The sequence below is a fragment of the Streptomyces sp. NPDC012510 genome (genome assembly GCF_042955065.1).
GTDB lineage: Bacteria > Actinomycetota > Actinomycetes > Streptomycetales > Streptomycetaceae > Streptomyces.
The window spans coordinates 56,003-80,246 of sequence record NZ_JBIBEN010000027.1 but is presented as its reverse complement, the minus strand read 5'-3'; the positions used below and the strand labels follow the sequence as shown (position 1 = coordinate 80,246).

General features: G+C 70.1%; 17 protein-coding genes. 11 read left to right on the top strand and 6 right to left on the bottom strand.

Going from position 1 to position 24,244, the window contains the following annotated elements:
* The first annotated feature begins 24 nt into the window (after positions 1–24).
* On the top strand, positions 25–777 hold the full coding sequence (locus tag ACFY9I_RS36090) for a hypothetical protein (protein ID WP_391009732.1): 753 nt from the start codon (positions 25–27) through the stop codon (positions 775–777).
* A gap of 108 nt (positions 778–885) precedes the next feature.
* Here ACFY9I_RS36090 and ACFY9I_RS36085 read toward each other — a convergent pair whose 3' ends face one another.
* On the bottom strand, positions 886–1,299 hold the full coding sequence (locus ACFY9I_RS36085; RefSeq protein ID WP_391009729.1) for a cytidine deaminase: 414 nt from the start codon (positions 1,297–1,299) through the stop codon (positions 886–888).
* A 101-nt stretch (positions 1,300–1,400) separates the two neighbouring features.
* Positions 1,401–3,659, bottom strand: a complete 2,259-nt coding sequence (locus ACFY9I_RS36080; RefSeq protein WP_391009726.1) for an alpha-galactosidase — start codon at positions 3,657–3,659, stop codon at positions 1,401–1,403.
* 306 nt (positions 3,660–3,965) lie between these two features.
* Here ACFY9I_RS36080 and ACFY9I_RS36075 point away from each other — a divergent pair, with 306 nt between their 5' ends.
* The 5 genes from ACFY9I_RS36075 to ACFY9I_RS36055 all read left to right on the top strand — a co-directional run bounded on the left by ACFY9I_RS36075 (position 3,966) and on the right by ACFY9I_RS36055 (position 10,884).
* Entirely contained in the window at positions 3,966–5,036 is a 1,071-nt protein-coding gene (locus tag ACFY9I_RS36075; RefSeq protein ID WP_391009723.1) for a substrate-binding domain-containing protein, read from the top strand.
* A gap of 176 nt (positions 5,037–5,212) precedes the next feature.
* Complete coding sequence (locus tag ACFY9I_RS36070) at positions 5,213–6,541, top strand: extracellular solute-binding protein (protein ID WP_391009720.1); 1,329 nt, start codon at positions 5,213–5,215, stop codon at positions 6,539–6,541.
* Positions 6,542–6,543: 2 nt separating this feature from the next.
* Positions 6,544–7,470: an ABC transporter permease subunit gene (locus tag ACFY9I_RS36065; RefSeq protein WP_391009717.1), complete on the top strand. Its 927-nt coding sequence runs from the start codon at positions 6,544–6,546 to the stop codon at positions 7,468–7,470.
* Complete coding sequence (locus tag ACFY9I_RS36060) at positions 7,467–8,297, top strand: ABC transporter permease subunit (protein ID WP_391009714.1); 831 nt, start codon at positions 7,467–7,469, stop codon at positions 8,295–8,297. The genes ACFY9I_RS36065 and ACFY9I_RS36060 overlap by 4 nt, the downstream gene beginning before the upstream one ends.
* A 112-nt stretch (positions 8,298–8,409) precedes the next feature.
* Positions 8,410–10,884 carry a CBM35 domain-containing protein gene (locus tag ACFY9I_RS36055; protein ID WP_391009711.1) on the top strand — a complete coding sequence of 825 codons (2,475 nt, stop codon included), beginning with the start codon at positions 8,410–8,412 and terminating at the stop codon, positions 10,882–10,884.
* Between the two features lie 80 nt (positions 10,885–10,964).
* Here ACFY9I_RS36055 and ACFY9I_RS36050 read toward each other — a convergent pair whose 3' ends face one another.
* Positions 10,965–12,152, bottom strand: coding sequence for a sulfotransferase (locus ACFY9I_RS36050; RefSeq protein ID WP_391009708.1), 1,188 nt, complete (start codon positions 12,150–12,152; stop codon positions 10,965–10,967).
* Between the two features lie 254 nt (positions 12,153–12,406).
* On the opposite strand from ACFY9I_RS36050, the gene ACFY9I_RS36045 reads away from it, so the two are divergent.
* The gene (locus ACFY9I_RS36045) at positions 12,407–13,882 is read left to right on the top strand and encodes a family 43 glycosylhydrolase (protein WP_391009705.1); all 1,476 of its coding nucleotides are present in this window, start codon (positions 12,407–12,409) and stop codon (positions 13,880–13,882) included.
* Between the two features lie 57 nt (positions 13,883–13,939).
* Here ACFY9I_RS36045 and ACFY9I_RS36040 read toward each other — a convergent pair whose 3' ends face one another.
* The 3 genes from ACFY9I_RS36040 to ACFY9I_RS36030 form a co-directional block, all read right to left on the bottom strand.
* Complete coding sequence (locus ACFY9I_RS36040) at positions 13,940–14,965, bottom strand: AI-2E family transporter (RefSeq protein ID WP_391009839.1); 1,026 nt, start codon at positions 14,963–14,965, stop codon at positions 13,940–13,942.
* 363 nt (positions 14,966–15,328) lie between these two features.
* Positions 15,329–17,380, bottom strand: a complete 2,052-nt coding sequence (locus ACFY9I_RS36035) for a TIM-barrel domain-containing protein (protein WP_391009702.1) — start codon at positions 17,378–17,380, stop codon at positions 15,329–15,331.
* A gap of 143 nt (positions 17,381–17,523) precedes the next feature.
* Positions 17,524–18,537, bottom strand: a complete 1,014-nt coding sequence (locus ACFY9I_RS36030) for a substrate-binding domain-containing protein (protein WP_391009699.1) — start codon at positions 18,535–18,537, stop codon at positions 17,524–17,526.
* Positions 18,538–19,304: 767 nt separating this feature from the next.
* Between ACFY9I_RS36030 and ACFY9I_RS36025 the strand changes: the two genes are divergently transcribed.
* The 4 genes from ACFY9I_RS36025 (at position 19,305) to ACFY9I_RS36010 (ending at position 24,230) form a co-directional block, all read left to right on the top strand.
* Entirely contained in the window at positions 19,305–21,245 is a 1,941-nt protein-coding gene (locus ACFY9I_RS36025) for an acyl-CoA dehydrogenase family protein (protein WP_391009696.1), read from the top strand.
* A 9-nt stretch (positions 21,246–21,254) separates the two neighbouring features.
* A complete protein-coding gene (locus ACFY9I_RS36020; RefSeq protein WP_391009693.1) occupies positions 21,255–21,449 on the top strand; it encodes a helix-turn-helix domain-containing protein in 195 nt (64 codons plus the stop codon).
* A 205-nt stretch (positions 21,450–21,654) separates the two neighbouring features.
* Positions 21,655–22,929 carry a 1-deoxy-D-xylulose-5-phosphate reductoisomerase gene (dxr, locus tag ACFY9I_RS36015; protein ID WP_391009691.1) on the top strand — a complete coding sequence of 425 codons (1,275 nt, stop codon included), beginning with the start codon at positions 21,655–21,657 and terminating at the stop codon, positions 22,927–22,929.
* A complete protein-coding gene (locus ACFY9I_RS36010) occupies positions 22,926–24,230 on the top strand; it encodes a site-2 protease family protein (protein WP_391009688.1) in 1,305 nt (434 codons plus the stop codon). The genes dxr and ACFY9I_RS36010 overlap by 4 nt, the downstream gene beginning before the upstream one ends.
* Positions 24,231–24,244 lie beyond the last annotated feature (14 nt).

Genomic DNA, 24,244 nt, shown 5'->3' with positions numbered 1-24,244 from the left:
ACCCATGGAAGGAACACGACACCCATGGCAAGAAGCACCCGCACCCGTACCCGCACCCGCACCCTGGGCCGGATCGGCAAGGCCCTGCTGGCCCCGGCGCTCGCGCTCGGCGCCACCATCGGCCTCGCCGCCGCCCCCGCCTCGGCAGCCGTCTGGAACTCCTGCGACCAGTGGGGCAACACCAGCCTGAACGGCTACACCCTCTACAACAACATCTGGGGCGGCGGCGCCGGCAGCCAGTGCATCTGGGCCAACTCCGGCACCAACTGGGGGGTCTGGGCCAACCACCCCAACACCGGCGGCATCAAGTCGTACCCCAACTCCAAGAAGGTGATCAACAAGACGATCACCTCGATCGGCTCGCTCAACAGCAGCTACAACGTCACCGTCCCGTCCTCGGGCGCGTACAACTCCTCGTACGACATCTGGGACACGGACTACGACTACGAGACCATGCTCTGGGTCAACTACAACGGTGACGTCGGCGCGCTCGGCAGCTTCCAGCAGAGCGTGAGCCTCGGCGGTCACAACTGGAACGTCTACAAGGGCCGGGCCTACCGCTCCGACGGCACCTACTGGGACGTCTTCTCCTTCCTCCGCACCTCCGACTCCACCTCCGGCACGGTCCAGATCCTCCCCATCCTCAAGTGGATCAAGGACACCAAGCGCTGGATGGGCAACGAGACCATCGGCGACGTCCAGTTCGGCTTCGAGGTCACCTCGTCCTCCGGTGGCCTGAACTTCACCACCAACAACCTGACCGTCAGCAGCAGCTGACGCCCGACGGCGTCCGCGCCGCGGGTGAGCCCGAGCCGGTGCCGTGCCCCCATGCGGCACCGGCTCGGATCTCCCGCCGTCTCCCACTGTCTCCCGCCGGGGCGCTGCCTACTCGGGTTCCACTTGGTGGTCGGCCCAGACATAGCGCGCGGGCAGCAACTCGGTGATCGGCACGGCACGGACGCGATCGCCCTCGCCGACGATGACCTCGATGTCGGGGAAGTAGTCGAGCAGGACCTGACGGCACCGGCCGCACGGGGGAACCACCCCGCGTTCGCGATCACCCACGGCGACGATCGTGTCCAGCTCGTAGGCGCCCTGGGCCGCTGCCGCGCCGATGACGACCAGCTCGGCGCACGGACCTCCGGTGAAGTGGTAGGCGTTCACCGCCGTGACGATCCGGCCGTCCCGGGCGCGGGCCGCGGCCGCCATGGTGTGGTTGTCGCCGCGGCAACGCGTGCGGGCGACATGGGCCGCGGCCAGGACGAGTTCCTGGTCGACCTGCTGGATCTGCGTGGTCATCTTCCCTGCCTCCGTCGGTGCGGGCGACGCTGCCCGCCCGACCCGGCGCGCGCAAGCGAATATCGCCGGAGCACCAGGATCGAGGCACATCTGACGGAGTCCTACCGGCTCTCCGGCGTCAGGCGAACCAGCAGGACGCCCGGTGCGCGGGTGACGGACACGTGTAGTTCCCCGTCGGCCCGTCGCCAGACGGCGGCCGTGCCCGCGTCGGCGTACGCGGCGGACGGGTGGAGGATCTCCGTGCGGGCGTCCTGGTCGACCAAGTGCCCCATCGGCAACCGCACCTCGGGTTCGCCGCCGCGCCGCCACACCGACACGTACGCAGCCCCGCCCGGCACCCGCATCCCCAGTGCCAGCCACTCGTCCGTCCAGGAAGGCAGGCCCAGAGGCCAGAAGGGCACGGCCCGTGCGAGGTCTCCCCGGATGGACCTGTAGGTGACCAACGCGTCCCGGACGAGCCCGAGTTGCTGCTCGGACATGCGGTTCAGGTGGCCCGAGAGGTGGATGCGGCCGAGCAGGGCTGTGCCGAGGGTGAAGGTGATCAGGTCGTCGGGGTGGTCCGGTTGGGGGTAGGCCCAGACGGCGCCCTGTTCGGGCGGGACGGCGGTGGGCGCGGCGGCGGCGATCGGGGGGTAGCGCAGGGGGTCCTGCTGGTCGCTGGTGGACTGGAGCTGGGCGACGGCCAGGGTGGCGCCGTCCATGCGCATACCGCCGGAGGCGCAGTTCTCGACGACGAGCCCGGGGTACCTGTCCAGGACACCGGAGAGCCAGTCCAGGTAGGCGTGGGCGTGGCCGAGGAGGCCGGCGCCGGGGGAGAGGTCGCCGGGGGCGGTGGTGCCGGGGTCGACGACGATGTTGTAGTCGAGCTTGAGGTAGCCCACGCCCCACTCGCCGACGAGACGGTCCACCGTCTTGTCGAGGTGGGCGCGGGCGGCCGGGTGGCGCAGGTCGAGCTGGTGACGGCCCTGTTCGGTCAGCCGTACGCCGTCGCGCTGGAAGAAGGCCTCCGGCGGGAGTTCGGCCGCGACCGGGCTGCGTACGCCGACGACCTCCGGCTCCAGCCACAGGCCGGGCACCATGCCGCGTTCCCGGATGCGGTCCAGTACGGCCCGGATGCCGTCGTCGGCCCCTTCAGCCCTGTTGGCCCCCTCAGCGCTGTCGGCCCCTTCAGCGCTGCCGGCCCCTTCAGCGCTGTCGGTCCCTGCAGTCCCGTCGGCGCCGTCAGCGCTGCCGGCCCTTTGCCCCACGTCGCCGGGGAACCGGCGGGGTGAGGGCAGCCACTCGCCGACACTGTCCCACCAGCCGCCGTCCACCGAGTCGTCGTACCAGCCGGAGTCGATGCAGAAGTACTCCGCGCCCACGTCCGCCGCCGCGTCGATCAGCGGCAGCAGTTTCTCGGTCGTCGGGTCGCCCATCAGGGTGTTCATGTAGTCGTTGAAGACCACGGGCAGCCCCTCGTGGTCGGGGTGGGGCCGGCGGACGGCACGGCGGTAGGCGGTCAGGGCGCCCAGCGCATCGTCCAGCCCGGCCCCGAGCGCGAGGACCGCCGGCACGGTCGTGAACTCCTCGCCCGGTGCGAGCCGTACCCGCCACTGGTGCTCGGCGTCCGTCGGGCCGTTCAACGCCAGATGAGTGCCGTGCGCGTGTTCGCCCAGGGCCCAGCGCCAGCCCGCCGGCGACTCGACCTGCCACACCCAGGCCCGCCCGCCGTCCCGTTCGGTCAGTGCCCCCATCGGCAGATGCCCGTCGCTGGGCCAGCTGCCCCGCCCGGTGAGTGCGAGCGTGGCCCGGCTGTCGTGCTGATGGGCGTCCACGCTGATGTCGGCGACAGTGTCGCGCAGCGGCTCCGCGTACCAACGGCACTCGGCGAGCCAGTCGTTGCGGGCCCGGTGCACGTCGAGGGCGTCGGGGGAGGGGAGTCCACCGAGAAGGAGGCTGCTGACGGACTGGACGACGAGGGGTTCCGCGCCGTCGTTGCGCAGCCGCACGCGGGAGCGGAGGACGGCCGCTCCGCTGGGGGAGGACAGCTCGACGAGGGCCGTCAGCCCGAGCACCGGATCGTGGAGTTCGACGGTCAGCCGGCCCCGGTCGCCGTCCCCGCCGCTTCGATGACCGCGGTACGCGAGCCGCGAGCCGAGGGCTGTCCCCGTGAAGCGCGGTCCGGACCACCCGCTGCCGTGCCCGAAGGCGGTCAACTCCACGAGGGGGAGGGCCGCTTCGGGCGCGGCGGTGTCCCCGGAGGGACCGAGCCGGACCAGCCGCAGCGTGCCGTCCGCGGCGGTCGCGAACGCGGTCTCGATCGCCGGATGCCCCCACGTGAAGGCCGCCTCCGCCGAGCCGGTGTCGGCAGCGTCGTCCATCGGGTCACCGCCGCCGAAGCCGCTTCCGCCCGAGCCGCTTCGGCCGAAGCCCTTTTCCCTCAGGCCGCTTTCACCCAGGCCGCTTTCACCCAAGCTTCGTCCCGCGAGGCCGCTTCGCCCGAAGCCGCTTCCACCGAAGTCACTCGCACCCGAGTCCAAGGCCGCTTTCCCTCCTGAGCTGTCCCGTCCGTGCGCCGTCCGACACTCGGAGGCGTCCGTGTGGATCTCTCGTGTGTCTCTCACGTCCCGTTGCGTTCTCTCGTCATGTCTCTTGACGCCCCTCATGTGACCGGTCACAATTCTGGCATGAATGTGACCGGTCACACAAGGCGCCCGGCGAGCATCCGGGACGTCGCGACCGCCGCCGGAGTCTCGTACCAGACGGTATCCCGGGTGATCAACGGCCACCCCAGCGTCAAGCCGTCGACGCGGGAACGCGTCCTGGCCGCCATCGACGAGCTGGGGTTCCGCCGGAACAGCACCGCGCTCGCGCTGGCCAGCGGGCGCAGCCGGGCCGTGACCGTGCTGACCTCGAACACCACGCACTACGGCTACGCCTCGATCCTCCAGGGCATCGAGGAGGCGGCGCGCGCGGCGTCGTACGCGGTCGGGATCGGTGTCCTGGAGTCGGCCGACGAGGCCGCCGTCGCCGCCGAGGTGCGACGCGCGGCGGACGCGGCCGGTGGACTGATCGTGATCGCCTACGACCCGGCCGGTGTCGCCGCCCTCGGAGCGGTCCCCGCGGAACTCCCGGTCGTCGGTGTGGTCGAGACCCCCGCGGCACCACCCGGCGGCGACCGCCCCTGGGTGTGGACCGACGACCGCGAGGCCGCCTACGAGGCGACCCGCCACCTGCTCTCCCTCGGCCATGAGACCGTCCACTACGTCGCGATCCCGTCCAGTACCCGGCGCACCAGCGCCGCCCGTACCACCGGCTGGCGCCAGGCGCTCAGGGAGGCGGGCGCGCCCGAACCCCGCCCGCTGCAGGGAAGCTGGGGCCCGGCGGGCGGTCACAGGGCCGGGCGCGCACTGGCGAGGGACCCGGCCGTCACCGCGATCCTCTGCGGCAACGACGACCTCGCGCTCGGTGTGCTCCGCGCCCTGCACGAGGCCGGCAGGTCCGTCCCCGGCGAGGTGAGCGTGGCCGGTTTCGACGACGCCCCGCACTCCGCCTATCTGACCCCGTCCCTGACGACCGTACGCCTGGACTTCACCGGCCTCGGACGGGCCGCGTTCGCCCTGCTGCACGGGGTGGTCGAGGAGTCCGCGCAGATCGCCCCGCACCCCGTCTCCGTACCGGAACTGGTGGTGCGGGAGAGCGCGGGGCCACCGCCCGCTCCGCCGACCGGCCAACCCGCGACCGGCACACAGGCCTGAACTCTCGCTACGGACAGAGCTGTTCAGCATCCTGCCCTGCCCGGCACCCGTCCATCGAATTTGCGGATCGGGGCACGGCCTTTCGCCCTGCCGGCGAAACCCCGCCCCTGCCCTGCTCCGCAGGGTTTTCGTTTCCTCCCTCGACCAAAGCCGGGGGTATCCACGAAAGGACCCTGATGAAGACAAGAGCTCTCCCGACGCTGGCCCTCATATGCGCGCTCGGCCTGGCCGCCACCGCGTGCAGCGATCCCACGGCAGGGTCCTCCGGCGCGGACACCGACACGAAACGGACGGCCGTCGACCCCACCGCCCGCCTCGACGGTGTGAAACTGACGATGTGGACCGCGCAGAACACGGTCAACGCGCCCCAGCAGGTCATCGACGCCTTCGAGAAGGCGACCGGCGCCCGGGTGGAGACCCAGGCGGTCCCGGACCTCTACGAGCAGAACGTGCCGACCAAGCTGGCCTCCGGTGACCGCCCGGACCTGATGTTCTGGCAGCCGTCCATCTCCACTCTCCCGTTCATCCAGCCGCAGCAGAACCTCCTCACCCTCGACGGCGAGGAGTGGGTCTCCCGGCTCGGCGACACCGAGAAGTCGCTCGGTGTCATCGACGGCAAGCGGTACGCGGCGATCGTCACCAGCCCCGCCATGCTCGGCGTCTACTACAACAAGGACGTCTTCAAGCAGGCCGGCATCACCGAGAAGGACTTCCCGAAGTCCTACGACGAACTCCTCGCGCTCGGCCACAAGGTCGTCGACGAGACCGACGCGGCCGCCTTCTACGAGGCCGGCGGCGACAAGTGGCCCCTCCAGTGGCAGATGCAGGTCCAGCTCACCGACCTCGACAAGCAGTGGTGGGCCGACCTCAACGAGAACAAGGAGAAGTGGACCGACCCGGTCGTGGTCGGCGCGATCAAGAAGTACAAGGAGAAGCTGCTCGACGCCGGGCTCGCCCAGAAGAATCACCGGACCGGCACCTTCACCGGGCAGGCCGACGCGCTGTGGAAGGGCGAGGCCGGCATGGTCCTCAATGTCACCTCCTTCCAGAGCCAGTTGCAGGCCAAGTACTCCACCGAGCAGATCGACGAGCGCATCGGCTGGTTCCCGGTCGCCAACTCCGCCGCCACCGGCCTGTACTCGCCCGACCAGACCAACGGAGTGGTCGCTTTCCGGACCGGTGACGAGAAGCGGCAGAACGCGGCCCGGCAGTTCCTCGCCTTCTGGCTCGGCCCGGACTACGCCGACTACATCAAGACGATGAAGATCCCGTCCGTGCAGCCGTCCGTGCCCACCCCCGACGGGCTCCCGCAGACCTCGAAGGCGCAGGTCGCGGCCCTGTCCACCGCCATCGGCGTCTTCCAGGCCAAGGCGATCGTCGCCCCGGACACGCACCTCTACCTCGCCGACATGCTCTACGACAAGAAGAGCCCGCAACAGGTCGCCCAAGCCATCCAGGACCAGTTCGCGCAGGTGGCCAAGGCCCAGGGCGCGCCGGGTTTCTAGCCATGGCGGACACTGTCGTACGTACCGCGCGCAAGCAGGCACCCGCGCAGGGCGCGCCGAAGGGAGTGGGGCGGCTGCCCCGCGCCGCCGTGCACCACCCCTGGTGGTTCGCGCTCCCCGCGATCGTCGTCTTCGCGGGCTTCTTCCTGGTGCCCAACCTGCTGAACTTCTACTACCCGTTCACCGACTGGTCCTCGTACCACCCGGACATCGCCTTCACCGGCCTCGACAACTTCAGGACCATCGCCGCCGACGGCACCCTCGTCCGCGCCATCCGCACCACCCTGCTGTACGCCGTCCTCGCGGCGCTCTTCCAGAACGGTTTCGGACTGCTGCTCGCCCTGCTGCTGGAGGACGACACCCGCTTCAACCGGTTCTTCCGCGCCGTCTTCTTCCTGCCGGTCCTCATCTCGGCCCTCGCCACGGGCTATGTCTTCCAGGCCCTCCTCGACCAGGACGGCGCGGTCAACTCGGTGCTCGGCACGGACATCCCCTGGCTGGGCTCGACGACCTGGACGCTCGTCGTCGTCACCCTCATCCACGGCTGGAAGTGGATGGGCCTGTCGATGCTGATCTATCTGGCGGGCCTCAAGGGCATCCCCGGCGACATGCTCGAAGCCGCGCGGATGGACGGGGCCGGGCCCTGGCGGACCTTCTGGTCGGTGCGCTGGCCGATGCTCGCACCGGCCCTCACCTTCAATGTCACCACGGCCCTCATCGGCTCGATGAACACCTTCGACATCGTGCAGGCCACCACGGGCGGCGGGCCCGCCGCCTCCACCGAGGTCTTCAACATCTACATGTTCCGGATCTTCGGACAGGGCCTGTACGCGCAGGCCTCCGCGATGAGTCTCGTGCTCTTCCTGGTGGTGGTCGCCGTGGCTATCCCGCTCGTCATCGGGTTGCGACGAAGGGAGCAGCTGCTGTGAACCCGTCCGCGCTCTGGCGCTACGGCCGCCCCGGCCTGGTCCTGCTCCTCGCCGCCCTCGTCGTCGGCGTCCCGCTGTGGCTGGTCCTCGTCACCTCCGCCAAACCGCAGGCGGAGGCGATCAGGCCGAACCTGGACCTGCCGGAGCGCCTGCAGCCCGGCGCCAACTACGAGGACGCCGTCGCCCAGGGCGAGATGCTGCGCGGTCTGCTCAACTCCCTGCTCGTCGTGGTCCCCTCGGTGGTCCTCGTGCTGATCCTCGGCGCGGGCGCGGCCTGGGTCTTCGCGCGCCGCACGTCCAGGCTGGTCTCGGTGGCGTACGCGCTGTGCATCAGCGGACTGCTGCTGCCGCCCGCCGTCATCACCATCGTGATGGAGCTGCGGCAGCTGGGCCTCGCGGGCACCCGGCCCGGAATGATCGCGGTCTACACCGGGATGTACCTCTCCACCTCGATCTTCTTCATGACGGGCTTCATCCGCGCCATCCCCATGGAGCTGGAGGAGGCGGCCCGGATCGACGGGGCCAGGCCCTTCCGGATCTTCGCGCGGATCGTCCTGCCGCTCCTGAGGCCGGTCATCGCCACCGCCACGATCATGGTGATGCTCTACGCCTGGAGCGACATCTTCTACGCCTTCTTCGTCCTCGGCGGCGGCGACCGAGCCACCCTCCCCCTCAACCTCTACAAGGTCGCCAGCGCCCAGCTCTACCTCAACAACTGGCATCTCGTCTTCGCGTACGTCGTGGTGATGAGCCTGCCGATGGTCGCCGTCTTCCTCGTCGGCCAGCGAAAGATCGTGTCCGGAATCACCAGTGGAGCCGTCAAATGACCGGAGGTCCGACAGCGTGATCACCCCCACCCGCACGCGAGCCCGTGAAAGAACCCGCACCAGGTCTCGTACGAGAACCGCCTTGGTCATGGCACTACTAGGAGTCACCGCGATGGCAAGTACCCTCCCCGCCACCGGGGCGTCCGCGACGGCGGCCACCGCCGCCCCGCAACGCCTCACCGTCGACCTCTCCGCCTCCGAGGGGCCGGTGATGCTCGGCGCCAACGGCGCGCTCTACGGGCTCAGCGACGACGGGGTGCCCAGCGACGCAGCCCTCGCACCGCTGAAGATCACCAGCATCTCGCAGAAGCCGGAGGGCGGCGCCCAGCACCCCAACGGCGACGCGCTCACCGTCTCCAAGTCGTTCTTCCGCAACGGCGGAGGCGAGATCAACGTGATGATGCAGGACATCTACGCCAAGTGGCCCTACGAGGACCTCGGTATCGACGACTACCTCCCCAAGGTCGACGAGATCGTCAAGGAGGTCTCTGCCGACCCGAACAGCGACCGCTTCGTCTACATCCCGTTCAACGAGCCCGACCTGATGTGGTACAAGCTCGGCGTCTCCGACCAGGCGCAGTACGAGGTCAACCGCGACCGGTTCTTCAGGGACTGGAAGACGGTCTACGAACGCATCCGCGCCATCGACCCCGACGCACGGATCGCCGGCCCCAACGAAGCCGCCTACCACACCCGCCTGTTGAAGGACTTCCTCGCCTTCGCCAAGCGCGAGAACGTCCTGCCCCAGGTGATGACCTGGCACGAGCTGGGCTCCGGCTCCCTGAAGGACTTCCAGGCGCACTACGACGACTACCGCTCCCTGGAGCGGGAAGCGGGCGTAGCCCCACTGAAGATCAACATCGACGAGTACGCCAACCGCCGTGACCTCTCCGTCCCGGGCCAACTCGTCCAGTGGGTCTCGATGTTCGAGAGGAACAAGGTGTACGCCAACCAGGCGTACTGGGACGCCGCCGGCAACATGGACGGCAACGTGGTCCGCTCCAACATCCCCAACGGCGGCTGGTGGTTCTTCCGCTGGTACGCGGGCCTGACCGGGAACACCGTCAAGGTCACCCCGCCGCGGGCCAACACCATCGACACCCTCCAGGGCCTCGCCTCCCTCGACACCACCCGCCGCCAGGCCCAGGTCCTGCTGGGTGGCTCGGCCGGTGACGCCGACGTCGTCGTCGAGAACGTCTCCCGGTCCCTCTTCGGCCGCACGGTCACCGCGACCGTCGCCGAGGCCGCCTGGTCCGGCTACGAGGGACAGCACGCCGCCCCGCGTGTCCTCTCCCGCGCGAAGGTGAAGGTCGCCGACGACGGCACGGTGACCGTCCCCCTGCGCGGGCTGCACAAGATGTCCGCCTACCGGATCGTCCTCACCCCGGGCGGCTCCGGCACCCCGACCGCCCCGTCCGTCCCCTGGACCGCCTCCTACGAGGCCGAGGACGCCGCCATCACCGACGGCAAGGTCTACACCCAGGGCACCGTCAGCAACGCCAACGGCTACGCGGCCTCCGGCACCAAGGACGTCGGCTCCCTCAACCAGGCCGGCAGCAAGGTCGACTTCACCGTGTCGGTCCCGAAGGACGGCACGTACGACCTGGCGATCCTGTACGGCAACCAGTCGGGGGCCCCGGCCACCCAGAAGCTGTCGGTCGACGGCGGCGACCCGGTCACGGTCACCTATCCGTCCACCGAGAACTGGACCTACCGCGCCAAGAAGGACGTCCGGGTGGAGCTGTCGGCCGGCACCCACACCCTGACCCTCGCCAAGGGCGCCGCCGAGGTCACCCTCGACCGCGTCGACCTCACCGCCCGCACCGCCGAGCCCGCCGCCTCCTACGAGGCCACGCTCGCGGACATCAGCGGCAAGCCGTCGTACGACTACTCCTCGTCGGCCGGAGTCGGCACCGGCGCGCTGCTGCTGCGCTCCGGCGACAAAGCGGTCTTCGACGTGTACGCCCCGCGCGACGGCTACTACCGGGTGGTGCCGCGTGCGTCGGCGCCGGTGAAGCTCGCCCTGCACGGGCAGTCGGTGGCGGCGGTGCCCGACCGGCCGCTCAGGCTGTACCTCGTGGCGGGCAACAACCGCCTCACCGTGACCGCCAAGTACACCGCCGTCCGTTCCCTCGACGTCACCGGCGCCGGCTTGACCACCGGCACCCTCGCCCTCGACGGCGCCGACGCCACGCTCGCTGGCGGGGCCAAGCTCGTCGACTCGGCGTACGCCTCCGGGGGCTCGTACATCGGCTGGCTCGGCAACAGCGCGGACAGCACCGCCGAGTTCACGGTGAACGCGCCCACCGCCGGCCGCTACGTGCTGGTCGTCCACTACGCGCACAACGACCGCCGCGACAACGGTCACGCCTACAACACCGACATCATGTCCCGCACGGCGGACATCACGGTCGGGGCCGCCGCGCCGAAGAAGGTCACGTTCAAGAACACCTGGAGCTGGGACGACTACTGGACGGTGGGCGTCCCGGTCGACCTCGCGAAGGGCGCCAACAAGGTGACCTTCGGCAACGCGGGCGCCTGGGCGCCGAACATCGACCGGATCGAGCTGGGCCGGGTCGTGGGCTAGTCCCTGCGGACGTATGCCCACGGGCGCTCCTGTGGGCCCCCGGGCGTCGGCGACCGCCGTCGGCCGGGGGCCTTCGCGCGTCAGGCGGGGTCGACCTCGGCCCGCAGCGCGTTGTATTCCGTGAACACCGCCTCGACACCCTCGCGGCTCAGCCCGTAACGGGCCAGGTCGTAGCGGTGAGGGCGGGAGCCCTTGAGGCCGGTGGCGACCTGGGGCAGCCGCGCGGCGTCGGCGTCGGTCCAGCGGGCGCCGACGGCGTCGTACAGCTTCGGGGCGCCCGTGGCCGGATCGGAGCCGAGCCACGTGTACGGCACGTCCACCACGGCCTCGCGGGGTAGGCGAACGCGGGCGGCGAGGCCGCGCCGTACCGACCGGCTCAGAAGATCGAGCCAGGTGGCGCCGAGGTGGTGCGGGTCGACCGTGCGGCGGGAGAGGACCATGCCCACCTCGACCAGGCTGCAGAACGAGGCGACGGCGGTCACCGGATCGCGGTGCGTCCACACGAGCGTGGCGTCCGGGAACACGGAGAACAGGGCGTCGAGGTTGCCGGTGTGGAAGGGGGACTTCAGGATCCACCGACGGCGCGGGCGGCCGTACTGGAGCACCTGGAAGGCCTGTTTGAGGTGGCGGTAGTCGGGGACGAAGTCCCGCTCGAAGTGCCAGGCGTGATACTCCGGCAGGTGGGCCTGGGACAGCGGTACCAGGGCGTGCGGCAGGAGGAAGGTGTCCTCCTCGGGGCCCTCGGCGGTCATGGGGTGGATCTCACGGAAGCGCGGAGCGAGCCGATAGGTGCCGTCGAGCATCCGGCGCGCCGAGTTGATCGCCCTCTGCCGCTGCTCGGGCGACGGTTCGAGGCCGGGGGCGAGCAACTCCCACAGCCGCGGGCAGCGGTGGTCGTCCGAGAGGGACAGAACGCCGTGGGTGAGCGTGGTGGCCGTGCGCGGCAGACCCACCACGAACACCGGCCTCTCGATGGGCTCCTCCTCGATGGCCGGGTTCTCGGCGATCAGCCGCCGGATCCGTGCCCGGTTGGTGAGATGCCTGCGCACATGGGCCTGCGCGGACTGCCAGCCGACCGGGGACAGGTCCGTGTCGCCCGCCCAGTGGCGCAGCAGGAACCGGAAGCCTTCGGTGAACTCCTCGTCCCCCTCCGCTCGCCCGGCCTTGTCGGCGATCCGCTCGAAGACCCGGTCCGGGTCGCGACGGGAACGGAGCGTGGGCCGCAGTAAGAGGTTGGCCAGGGTGAGGGCGGACGGGGTGGAGGGCACAGGTGTGTCCTTTCCGAGAGGGGGGCGGACGATGGCGCGTCTGGTCGAACCGCCTGGGGTCCCAGCCTAAACGGGGAGTGCTCCCCGGAATTGGCCGCATCTCAATTCCGCGTGACCCGTTGACGCAGGTGGGGCGCCCCCTTTAGCTTCTGGCCGAACCTCCGAACCCTGTCCGGCATATCGGACGACAAGGTGCCTTCGGATCGATTGACGAAGGGACGACGACAGTGCTGCGTACCCGTGCGGGATCCCGCATGCGCAGGGGCAGATGGGCCGCCATGGTCATCGCCGTGCTCACCCTGCTGCTGGGCGCCACCTCCCAGCCCGCCGGCGCCGCGGACGGGCGGCCGTTCACCAACCCGGTCAAGTCGCAGAAGGCCGCCGACCCCTGGGTGGAGTACTACAACGGCAACTACTACATGATCACCACGTCCTGGTCGGACGTGCTGACCATGCGCAAGTCGCCCACCCTCGCCGGACTCGCGACCGCCCCCAGCGTGCAGGTGTGGAAGGACACCGACACCTCCCGCGGCTGCAACTTCTGGGCACCGGAGATCCACTTCTTCAACGGCAAGTGGTACCTCTACTACGTCGGTGGCGCCTGCGTCAGCGACTACCTCGGCACCCAGCGCTCCCACGTGCTGGAGAGCGAGGGCTCGGACCCCATGGGTCCGTACCACTACAAGAACAAGATCAAGCCCACCGACTCGGACCCCTGGCTGATCGACGCCAGCGTGCTGGAGGTCGGCAGCAGGCTGTACATGGTGGGCAGCGCCAACACCACCAACGGCACCCAGAACCTCGTCATCGCCCCGATGAGCAACCCGTACACCGTCAGCGGAACGCTGCGCACCATCTCGCAGCCCACCCTGAGCTGGGAGCGGTCGGGCGGCACGGTGAACGAGGGCCCGGAGGCGCTGCAGCGCAACGGCAAGACGTTCCTCGTCTACTCCGCCAGCGGATGCTGGACCCCGGACTACAAGCTGGGCCAGCTGGAGCTGACCGGCACCGACCCGCTGAGCGCCGCCGCGTGGACGAAGAAGCAGACGCCCGTCTTCCAGCGCAATGACGCGGCGGGTGTCTACGGCCCCGGCCACAACGGCTTCTTCACCTCGCCCGACGGCACCGAGAACTGGATCGTCTACCACGCCCGCAACGACACCTCGACGAACGGCTGCGACAACAACCGCACCGCCCGGGCGCAGAAGTTCACCTGGAACGCGGACGGCACGCCGAACTTCGGCACCCCGGTCGCGCTCGGCACCACCCTGGCGGGCCCCGACGGGGAGACGGCGGCCACCCCGACCGCGTACACCCTGGTGAACCGCAACAGCGGCAAGTGCCTGGACGTCGAGGGCGGCAACACCGCCGACGGCACGAACATCTTCCAGTGGACCTGCAACGGCAGTACCAACCAGAAGTGGCGGATCGAGGACCTGGGCAACGACACCAGCCGGCTGGTGAACGTCAGGACGGGCAAGGCCATGGACACCACGAACTGCGCGACGGCCGACGGCACGGACATCCGGCAGTGGTCCTGGCTGAACAACAACTGCCAGAAGTTCCGCCTCATTCACACCGCCACCGGTGACTACGTGCGGATCGTGAACGAGAACAGCGGCAAGGTCGCCGAGGTCGCCAACTGCGGCACCGCCGACGGCGCCGACGTCCGGCTGTGGAGCTGGCTGAACAACAACTGCCAGCAGTGGCAGCTCAGGCCCACCACCTGAGCGACCCCTTGCTGACGCGACGGTCCCGGTGCCCGGGCGGGCACCGGGACCGTCGCGTCACGCCCGCCCCGCCGGCGGGTGCGCCCCCTGCCCGTCCCCGTACCGTGCCCGCAGCTCCGACAGCACCCCGGTCGCCGCCGCGACGAGCGGCACCGCGAGCAGCATGCCGAGGATGCCGGCGATGGAGGCGCCCGCGGTGAGGGCCAGCAGAATGGCCGCCGGGTGCATCTGCACCGTCCGGCTGTGGATCATCGGCTGGAGCACGTTCCCTTCGAGGATCTGCACCGCGAAGACGACCCCGACCGCCCACAGGGCCGTCACCAGACCCCGGTCGGCGAACGCCACGAGGATCGCCACCGCACCCGACAGGAACGCGCCGAGATACGGGATGTACGCGCCGACGAACACCAGCGCGCCGAGACCGACGGCGCCCGGCACCTGCAGGATCAGCAGACCGATGGCGATACAGACACCGTCGATGAAGGCGATGAGTGTCGTCCCCCGCATATAGCCCTCGATCGCCCGGAACGCGCGCCGCGCCATCACCTCCAGGGTGTCACCGGAGCCACGCGGCGCGAGCGAGTGCAGGGACGCGACCGCCTTGTCGGAGTCCCGCAGGAAGAAGAACATCAGCAGCATCGCCAGGATGGCCATGCCGACGAACTGGCTGACCGCGCTGACCCCGGTCAGCACCCCGGAGGCCGCGGTGCCGCCGAACTTCGACAGCAGTTCCTTGGCGTTCTTCGCCAGGTCGTCCAGCGACGTCCCCGCCAGCCCGAACTCCTCACTCAGTGACTTGGCCGCGTCCCGGAGCGACGAGATGATCTGGTCACCGGTGTCGATCAGCGCGGCCACCACGATGTACGCGGCTCCGCCCATCACCACCACCACGGCCGCACACGTCAGCCCGGCGGCGAGGGACCGGTTGAGTCGCATCGCCACCAGCCGCCGGTAGAACGGGCCGAGCAGCGCCGTGCCGAGCAGCGCGATCAGCACCGGCGTGACCGTCGTCTGGAACGTCACACAGATCCACACGCCCACCGACACGACGCCGGTCACCAGCAGCGTGAGCGCGCTCCACACGGCGACGTGCCGCGCGGGCCCCGGCAGGAAACCCCGGGGGACGCCCCCGTCCGTCGGGACCACGGGGTTCGGCACGGCGAGGTACGCGCCGGTGGTGCGTATCGTCGTCCGCGTCCGGTGGACGGGTCCACGAACAGGCCTTTTCCCGCGGCCCGGCCGTCCCCCGCGTACGCCACGAGGGTCTCCCGTACGGCTGTTCATCCTCCGTCAACTCCACTCGCTCAGAGGTCGTGCGCACCCCTGAGGATCATGGGATGGCCGTGGCGCCATAGCGTAGACCCGCCCGCGCACGACGATCCGGCCGGTCCGCCCGGCGGAGCGCCACCTCCGCTCGGGCCGGTACGCGGAGGGGGAGGCGACCCCCTACTCGGCGATGGGCAGGGACGCACCGTCCCGCAGGAACACCGGGATCCGGTCCAACGGGGCGTCCACGGTCACCGATCGCCCACCCTCGTACGTCTCCCCGCTCCAGGCGTCCGTCCACCGCGCCCCCACCGGCAGGTAGGTCGTCCAGACGGTCACCCCCGCCTCCAACACCGGCGCGACCAGCACATCCCGCCCGAACAGATACGCGTCGTCCACCGACCAGGCCCGCTCGTCCTCGGGGAACTCCAGGAACAGCGGCCGCATCACCGGCAGCCCCTCCTCGTGGGCCTCCCGCATGACCCGCAGCACATATGGCTTCAACCGCTCCCGCAGCCGCAGATACCGCTCCAGGATTCCCCCGGCCTCCTCCCCGTACGACCAGACCTCGTTGGGCCCGCCGGTCATGTCCGGCCCCAGCGGCATGCCGGGTTCGCGGAAGCCGTGCAGCCGCATCAGCGGCGAGAACGCCCCGAACTGGAACCAGCGGACCATCACCTCGCGGTACGCCGGATCGTCGGGGTTGCCCCCGTGGAAACCGCCGATGTCCGTGTTCCACCACGGAATGCCGGACAACGCCGTGTTGAGCCCCGCCGCGATCTGCCGCCGCAGGGTCGGGAAGTCCGTTCCGATGTCACCGGACCACAGCGCGGCCCCCCACCGCTGACTGCCCGCCCACGCCGACCGGTTCAGGGAGACGATCTCCTCCTCACCGGTCGCCCGCAGCCCCTCGTAGAAGGTGCGCGCGCTCTCGGCCGGATAGATGTTGCCGACCTCCAGACCGGGCCCCGCCCAGTAGCGCAGGTTCTCCTGGAAGCCCGGCTTGAGCTCCGGCTCGCAGGCGTCCAGCCAGAACGCGTCGATGCCGTACCGGTCCAGGTAGTTCTCCTTCACCCGCGACCACACGAACTCCCGGGCCTCCGGGTTCGTCGCGTCGTAGAAGGCCACCTGGACCGTCGACGCGACCTCCTTGTCCGGCCAGTCGGCGTGCGCCATCGGGCCGTACTGCGTCCCGATGAAGTACCCGCGCTGTTCCATCACATGGTGGTTCTCGCTCAGCGGCGACACCGACGGCCACACGGACACCACCAGCTTGATGCCCAGTTCCTCCAACTCCCGGACCATGGCCGCCGGGTCGGGCCACTCCTTCAGGTCGAACTTCCACTCGCCCAGATGCGTCCAGTGGAAGAAGTCGCAGACGATGACGTCGATGGGCAGGCCCCGCCGCTTGTACTCCCGTGCCACGGCGAGGAGTTCGTCCTGCGTCCGGTAGCGCAGCTTGCACTGCCAGAACCCGGCCGCCCATTCGGGCAGCATCGGCGCACGGCCCGTCGCCGTGCTGTAGCGGCGCTGGGCGTCGGCCGGATCGCCCGCGGTGATCCAGTAGTCGATCTGCCGGGCCGAGTCCGCGACCCAGCGGGTACCGTTGCCGGCCAGCTCGACTCGGCCGATCGCCGGGTTGTTCCACAGCAGGGTGTAGCCCCGGCTGGAGGTCAGCACGGGGATGCCGACCTCGGCGTTGCGCTGGACCAGATCCAGCACCAGCCCCTTCTGGTCGAGCCGCCCGTGCTGGTGCTGTCCGAGGCCGTACAGCTTCTCGTCGTCGTACGCGGCGAACCGCTGCTCCAGGCGGTGGTAGCCGTTGCCGACGGCGGTGTAGAGGCGCGAGCCGGGCCACCAGAAGTGGGCGCGGGCCTCGGACAGCAGCTCGCTGCCGTCCACCGTGCGGCTGTAGCGGATCAGGCCCTCGGCGTCGACCTCGACCGTGAGCGCGCCGACGGTCAGCCGCCCCAGCCCGTCCTCGATCTTGACGCTGCTCTCGGTGGGCTCCGGCTCGTCGAGCAGGGCCCCCGGCAGTCCGTCCAGGACCGGTCCGCCGAGGCGGGCCCGGACCCGGACCGCGTCCGGGCCCCAGGGCTCGATCCGCAGGGTTTCCTGGCGTCCGCTCCACTCCAGTGCGCCGTCCCGCTCACGGAACGTGCCGACGGTGGGGGAGGACTGGGCGAGGCTGACCGCGCCGGTCGGGGTCTGGTTCTCGGCAGGTTGATTCACGAGACGGCTCCTGGGAGGGAGGAGTGGCGGCACGCCCGGCTCGGCTCCGGTGGGCCGGGCGGTGGCGGAGAGAGATGAGAGGGGAGAGGTGGGGAGGGGAGGGGAGGGGTGGGGAGGGGAGGGCATGGGGGACCCGTGCGGCCTCAGCCCGTGGTGGACAGCGGCCCCGTGCTCGCGCGGACCGTCAGCTCGGGGGCGAGGAGCACCACCTCGTCGGTGTCCCGCCCCTCCAGCTTGGCGACCAACTGCTCCACGGCCCGCCGGCCCATCTCCTGGGCCGGGATGGCGACCGAGGTCAGCCGCACCGAGGCCTGCACGGCGACCTGGTCCGGGCAGACCGCGATCACCGAGACGTCCTCCGGCACCGCGCGCCCCTGTTGCCGCAGCAGTGCGAGCAGCGGTTCCACCGCGGACTCGTTCTGCACGACGAACCCCGTGGTGCCCGGCCGTTCGTCGAAGACCCGGGCCAGGGTCGCGGCCATCGTGTCGTAGCCGCCCTCGCAGGGGCGGTGCAGCACACGCAGGCCCAGCTCCTTCGCCCGGCTCCGGAGTCCGTCGAGCGTGCGCTCGGCGAAACCGGTGTGCCGCTCGTACACCGCGGGTGCCTCGCCGATGACGGCGACGTCCCGGTGGCCGAGCATCGCCAGATGCTCCACACACAGCGCGCCCGTCGCCCGGAAGTCGAGGTCGACGCAGGTCAGGCCACTGGTGTCGGCCGGCAGGCCGATGAGCACAGACGGCTGATCGGTGGCACGCAACAGCGGCAGCCGCTCGTCGTCGAGCTCCACGTCCATCAGGATCATCGCGTCGGCGAGCCCGCTGCCCGTGACACGGCGCACCGCGTCGGGGCCCTCCTCGCCGGTGAGCAGCAGCACGTCGTAGCCGTACGTACGGGCCGTGGTGGCCACCGCTATGGCGATCTCCATCATCACCGGGACGTACATGTCGGTGCGGAGCGGGACCATCAGGGCGACGATGTTCGACCTGCTGCTCGCCAGGGCGCGGGCCCCCGCGTTCGGGTGGTAGCCGAGCTCCTGGATGCTCCGCTCGACCCGCTGCCGGGTACCGGCGGAGATCGACCGCTTGCCGCTGAGGACATAGCTCACCGTGCTCGCCGAGACTCCGGCGTGCTGGGCGACCTCGGCGAGGGTGACCATCCAGCTCTCCAAGCGTGTTTAAGCGCTTCGACTGCGCGTTGTTTCTGAACGGGGTGAGTGAGGGTGGCTCGACAGTAGCTCGGCGGTGGATGGGTGTCCATAGGCTGTCGAAGCGCTTCGATAATTCGCCGGGCGCAAAGAGGGGCGACAGAGGTGTTGTGCGGGGAGTGCGGGTGAGTGGGGGCTGGACGCTCAGCTCCCCGCGCCCCTTCCGGGCGCTCCTGCGCCCCAGTCTAGAACTCGACGGCGACTTCAGGGGGTGCGGTGGCGACCAGGTCGCGTACGTGTCCGCCCCCGGGTGCGTGGACTTCGACTCGGCGGCGTCAGCCTCGGCGGCGCGATGTGGGACATCCACACCGGTGACGTCGGCTGGTAGGTGTTCTCCTTCGTCCGCCGCACCGACACCATCAAGGCGCCCCTGAACCCTCGACGACTTCAACCAGGCCCTCGTCCGCCGCAAGCTGCCGGGCAACGACAGGTACGACGCCGGCATCGAGGCGGCACCGAGGTCTTCAAAGGCACGGGCCGCCTGGACGCCAAGGCGTACTCGGTGGACATCGGCTGAGCGGGGGACCGCGGCCGACCACCGGTCATCGGCTGAGCGGCGGACCGCGGCCGACCACCGGTCATCGGCTGAGCGGGGCACGCGTCGGCCGAACGGCACGCGAGGGGTGGCGGGGTCATCCCGGATCGGGTACCAACGATCGGGTAGCACCCATCGGTAACCATCCAGGGACAAGATCCCGATTCGCGGCGAGGTGAGCCTCATGTCCGCACCACCCCTCAAGAAGCCCGTCGTCACCGAGCGTGAGGCCCGTCAGGTGGCGGAGGCCGCCCGGGAGCAGGACTGGCGCAAGCCCAGCTTCGCCAAAGAACTGTTCCTCGGCCGGTTCCGCCTCGACCTCATCCACCCCCACCCGCTCCCCACGGACGAGGCCGTCCGGCGCGGCGAGCAGTTCCTGACCAAGCTCCGCGCCTTCTGCGAGACGAAGGTCGACGGCGCCCTCGTCGAGCGCGAGGCCCGCATCCCCGACGAGGTGATCAACGGCCTCAAGGAACTCGGCGCCTTCGGCATGAAGATCGACCCCAAGTACGGCGGCCTCGGTCTCACCCAGGTGTACTACAACAAGGCGCTGGCCCTGGTCGGCTCGGCCAGCCCCGCGATCGGCGTGCTGCTCTCCGCGCACCAGTCGATCGGCCTACCCCAGCCGCTGAAGTTGTTCGGCACCCCCGAACAGAAGCAGCGGTTCCTGCCGCGCTGCGCCCGCACCGACATCAGCGCCTTCCTCCTCACCGAGCCCGACGTGGGCTCGGACCCCGCCCGCCTCGCCACCTCCGCCGTACCCGACGGGGACGACTACATCCTCGACGGCGTGAAGCTGTGGACGACGAACGGCGTGGTCGCCGACCTCCTCGTCGTCATGGCGCGGGTGCCGAAGTCCGACGGGCACAAGGGCGGCATCACCGCCTTCGTCGTCGAGACCGACTCACCCGGCGTCACGGTGGAGAACCGCAACGCCTTCATGGGTCTGCGCGGCATCGAGAACGGCGTGACCCGCTTCCACCAGGTCCGGGTCCCCGCCGCGAACCGGATCGGACCAGAGGGCGCGGGTCTGAAGATCGCCCTCACCACCCTCAACACCGGCCGTCTCTCCCTGCCCGCGTCCTGTGTGGCCGCCGGCAAGTGGTGTCTGAAGATCGCCCGCGAATGGTCGGCGGCCCGCGAACAGTGGGGCAAGCCGGTCGCCCACCACGAGGCGGTCGGGCAGAAGATCTCCTTCATCGCGGCGACGACCTTCGCCCTGGAAGCCGTCCTGGACCTCTCCTCCCAGATGGCCGACGAGGACCGCAACGACATCCGCATCGAGGGCGCCCTCGCCAAGCTCTTCGCCTCCGAGATGGGCTGGAAGATCGCCGACGAACTCGTCCAGATCCGGGGCGGCCGGGGCTTCGAGACCGCCGACTCGCTCCGGGCACGCGGCGAACGGGCCGTCCCCGCCGAGCAGGTCCTGCGCGACCTGCGCATCAACCGGATCTTCGAGGGCTCCACGGAGATCATGCACCTGCTGATCGCCCGCGAGGCCGTCGACGCCCACCTCACCGTGGCCGGCGACCTCATCGACCCGGAGAAGTCCCTCTCCGACAAGGCCAGGGCGGGCGCCAACGCGGGCGTCTTCTACGCCAAGTGGCTGCCGAAACTGGTCGCGGGCACCGGCCAGCTCCCGCGCGCGTACGGCGATTTCCACCCCTCCGGTCACCCGGACCTCTCCACCCATCTGCGCTACGTCGAACGCAACGCCCGCAAGCTCGCCCGCTCCACCTTCTACGCCATGTCCCGCTGGCAGGGCCGTATGGAGACCAAACAGGGCTTCCTGGGCCGGATCGTCGACATCGGTGCCGAACTCTTCGCGATGAGCGCGGCCGTCGTCCGCGCGGAGCTGCTCCGCACGACCACCGACCACGGCCGCGAGGCCTACCAACTGGCCGACACCTTCTGCCGCCAGTCCCGCATCCGCGTCGAGGAACTCTTCGGCCGCCTGTGGACCAACACGGACGACGTCGACCGCAAGGTGGTCAAGGGCGTCCTGGGCGGCGCCTACGAATGGCTCGAACAGGGCGTCATCGACCCGTCGGGCGAGGGCCCGTGGATCGCGGACGCCGCACCGGGCCCGAGCGAGAAGGAGAACGTCCACCGCCCCATCCGCTGAGACCCCAGGGTGCCCCCTCACGAAGGGGGCACCCTGGACGCGGGAAGCCCAGGAACTCAGCCGGAGGATCTTGGCACGGCCACAGGACTCGGTCTCAGCCGGATCGACCAGGTCGAGCGGGGTGCCGAGGACATGAGCCTCGATGACCTGCTGTTGATCGCCCACGTCCTCGATGTGGAGCTCGCGGAACTGGTGGCCGACTGACCGGCGGCCCGCCCCGGCGACCACGGGTGCCGGCGGTTGTGACGACGCCCGACTGACCGGCAGCGCGCCCCGGCGACCACGGGTGCCGGCGACTGACCGGCACCCGCCCGAGCGACCACGGGTGCCGGCGGTTCTGACGACGGTCCGGCAGCCCGAAGGGGGCCGCGCGGTCCTGCCGGGCACCCGATGCGGCCACAATGGGGGGATGAGCGACAGTCCAGCCCCTCTCGCCGATCCGCATCTCGTCTTCGACCCCGTCGACGGCGTACGGGACGTAGTGATCCTCGGATCGACCGGATCGATCGGCACCCAGGCCATCGACCTCGTCCTGCGCAACCCGGACCGCTTCCGCGTCACCGGGCTCTCCGCCGCCGGAGGGAGGGTGGAACTGCTGGCCGAGCAGGCGCACCGGCTGTGCGTGCGGACCGTCGCCGTCGCCCGGCAGGACGTCGTACCGGCACTGCGCGAGGCCCTGGCCGGCGCGTACGGGGCAGGTCAGCCACTGCCCGAGATCCTCGCCGGCCCGGACGCGGCCACCGAGCTCGCCGCGTCCGCCTGCCACACCGTGCTCAACGGCATCACCGGCTCCATCGGTCTCGCCCCGACGCTCGCCGCCCTGGAGGCGGGCCGCACCCTCGCACTCGCCAACAAGGAGTCGCTCATCGTCGGCGGCCCGCTGGTCAAGGCCGTGGCCAAGCCCGGCCAGATCATCCCCGTCGACTCCGAGCACGCCGCCCTCTTCCAGGCCCTCGCCTCCGGCACCCGCGCCGATGTGCGCAAGCTCGTCGTCACCGCCTCCGGGGGCCCCTTCCGCGGCCGTACGAAGGCGGAGCTGGCGGACGTGACGCCCGCCGACGCCCTCGCGCACCCCACCTGGGCCATGGGCCCGGTCATCACGGTCAACTCCGCGACCCTCGTCAACAAGGGCCTGGAAGTCATCGAGGCGCACCTCCTCTACGACATTCCCTTCGATCGCATTGAGGTCGTCGTGCACCCCCAGTCGTATGTCCACTCGATGGTTGAGTTCACGGACGGATCGACGATGGCCCAGGCGACACCCCCCGACATGCGCGGCCCCATCGCCATCGGCCTCGGCTGGCCGCAGCGCGTCCCGGACGCCGCGCCCGCCTTCGACTGGACCAAGGCGTCCAGCTGGGAGTTCTACCCCCTCGACAACGAGGCGTTCCCGTCGGTAGGACTCGCCCGGCACGTGGGAGAGCTCGCGGGCACCGCCCCGGCGGTGTTCAATGCGGCCAACGAGGAGTGCGTCGACGCGTTCCTGTACGGCGGTCTCCGATTCGACGCGATCATGGAGACCGTCACCCAGGTCGTCGAGGAGCACGGCACCCCCGGAAAGGGAACGTCCCTGACCGTGGCGGACGTCCTCGAAGCGGAGACCTGGGCGCGCGCCCGGGCCCGTGAACTGACCATTTCGACCGACGAACCCACCGAGCGGACGACCGCGGAGGCCCGTGCATGACGACCCTGATGTTCATCCTCGGCATAGTCGTCTTCGTGATCGGCCTGGCGTTCTCGATCGCCTGGCACGAGCTGGGCCACTTCTCGACCGCCAAGCTCTTCGGCGTCCGTGTGCCCCAGTTCATGGTCGGCTTCGGCCCCACGCTCTGGTCGAAGAAGAAGGGCGAGACCGAGTACGGCGTCAAGGCGATCCCGCTCGGCGGCTACATCCGCATGATCGGGATGATCCCGCCCAACGAGGACGGCCGGATCGAGAGCCGTTCCACGTCTCCGTGGCGTGTGATGATCGAGGACGCCCGAGCGGCCTCCTTCGAGGAGCTCCAGCCCGGCGACGAGAAGCGCCTCTTCTACACGCGCAAGCCCTGGAAGCGCGTCATCGTGATGTTCGCCGGGCCCTTCATGAACCTGGTCCTGGCTGTCGTGATCTTCGTCGGCGTGATGATGACCTTCGGCGCCCAGACCCAGACCACCACGGTCAGCAAGGTCTCGGACTGCGTCATCGAGGCCGGCGAGAACCGCTCCAAGTGCGAGGCAGGCGACAAGGCCGCCCCCGCCAAGGCCGCCGGTCTGAAGCCCGGTGACAAGATCGTCGCGTTCAACGGCACACCCGTCGAGGACTGGTCCACCCTCCAGTCCGACATCCGCGCCAACCCCGGCAAGGAAGTCACCGTCACCGTCGAGCGCAAGGGCGAGAAGCTCGACCTCACCACCACCCTCGTCCGCAACCAGGTCAGCAGGACCGACGGCAACGGCGGCTACATCGAGGGTGAGTACGACTACGCCGGCTGGTTCGGCTTCACACCCGCCAGCGCCGTCGTCCCGCTCTCCTTCGGCGACTCCGTGGACCGCATGGGCGACATGATGGAGAACGGCGTCGAGTCCCTGCTCGCCCTCCCCAGCAAGGTCCCCGCCCTGTGGGACGCCACCTTCGGCGACGGCGAACGCGAGGCGGACTCGCCCATGGGCGTGGTCGGCGCGGCCCGCGTCGGCGGCGAGATCTTCACCATGGACATCCCCGCCAGCCAGCAGCTCGCCAGCTTCCTCATCCTGCTCGCCGGCTTCAACCTCTCCCTCTTCCTGTTCAACATGCTCCCGCTCCTCCCGCTCGACGGCGGGCACATCGCGGGCGCCCTGTGGGAGTCCGTGCGCCGCAACGCGGCCAAGGTGCTGCGCCGCCCCGACCCCGGCCCGTTCGACGTGGCGAAGCTGATGCCCGTCGCGTACGTGGTGGCCGGCATCTTCGTCTGCTTCACCCTCCTGGTACTCATCGCGGACCTGGTGAACCCGGTGCGCATCTCCTAGTCACCCGAAGTGCA

Coding starts and splice junctions, on each gene's coding strand:
- ACFY9I_RS36075 (WP_391009723.1), top strand. CDS start 3,966: ATGAATGTGACCGGTCACACAAGGCGCCCGGCGAGCATCCGGGACGTC.
- ACFY9I_RS36045 (WP_391009705.1), top strand. CDS start 12,407: ATGCGCAGGGGCAGATGGGCCGCCATGGTCATCGCCGTGCTCACCCTG.
- ACFY9I_RS36090 (WP_391009732.1), top strand. CDS start 25: ATGGCAAGAAGCACCCGCACCCGTACCCGCACCCGCACCCTGGGCCGG.
- ACFY9I_RS36085 (WP_391009729.1), bottom strand. CDS start 1,299: ATGACCACGCAGATCCAGCAGGTCGACCAGGAACTCGTCCTGGCCGCG.
- ACFY9I_RS36010 (WP_391009688.1), top strand. CDS start 22,926: ATGACGACCCTGATGTTCATCCTCGGCATAGTCGTCTTCGTGATCGGC.
- ACFY9I_RS36065 (WP_391009717.1), top strand. CDS start 6,544: ATGGCGGACACTGTCGTACGTACCGCGCGCAAGCAGGCACCCGCGCAG.
- ACFY9I_RS36030 (WP_391009699.1), bottom strand. CDS start 18,537: ATGGTCACCCTCGCCGAGGTCGCCCAGCACGCCGGAGTCTCGGCGAGC.
- ACFY9I_RS36025 (WP_391009696.1), top strand. CDS start 19,305: ATGTCCGCACCACCCCTCAAGAAGCCCGTCGTCACCGAGCGTGAGGCC.
- ACFY9I_RS36080 (WP_391009726.1), bottom strand. CDS start 3,659: ATGGACGACGCTGCCGACACCGGCTCGGCGGAGGCGGCCTTCACGTGG.
- ACFY9I_RS36055 (WP_391009711.1), top strand. CDS start 8,410: ATGGCAAGTACCCTCCCCGCCACCGGGGCGTCCGCGACGGCGGCCACC.
- ACFY9I_RS36070 (WP_391009720.1), top strand. CDS start 5,213: ATGAAGACAAGAGCTCTCCCGACGCTGGCCCTCATATGCGCGCTCGGC.
- dxr (WP_391009691.1), top strand. CDS start 21,655: ATGAGCGACAGTCCAGCCCCTCTCGCCGATCCGCATCTCGTCTTCGAC.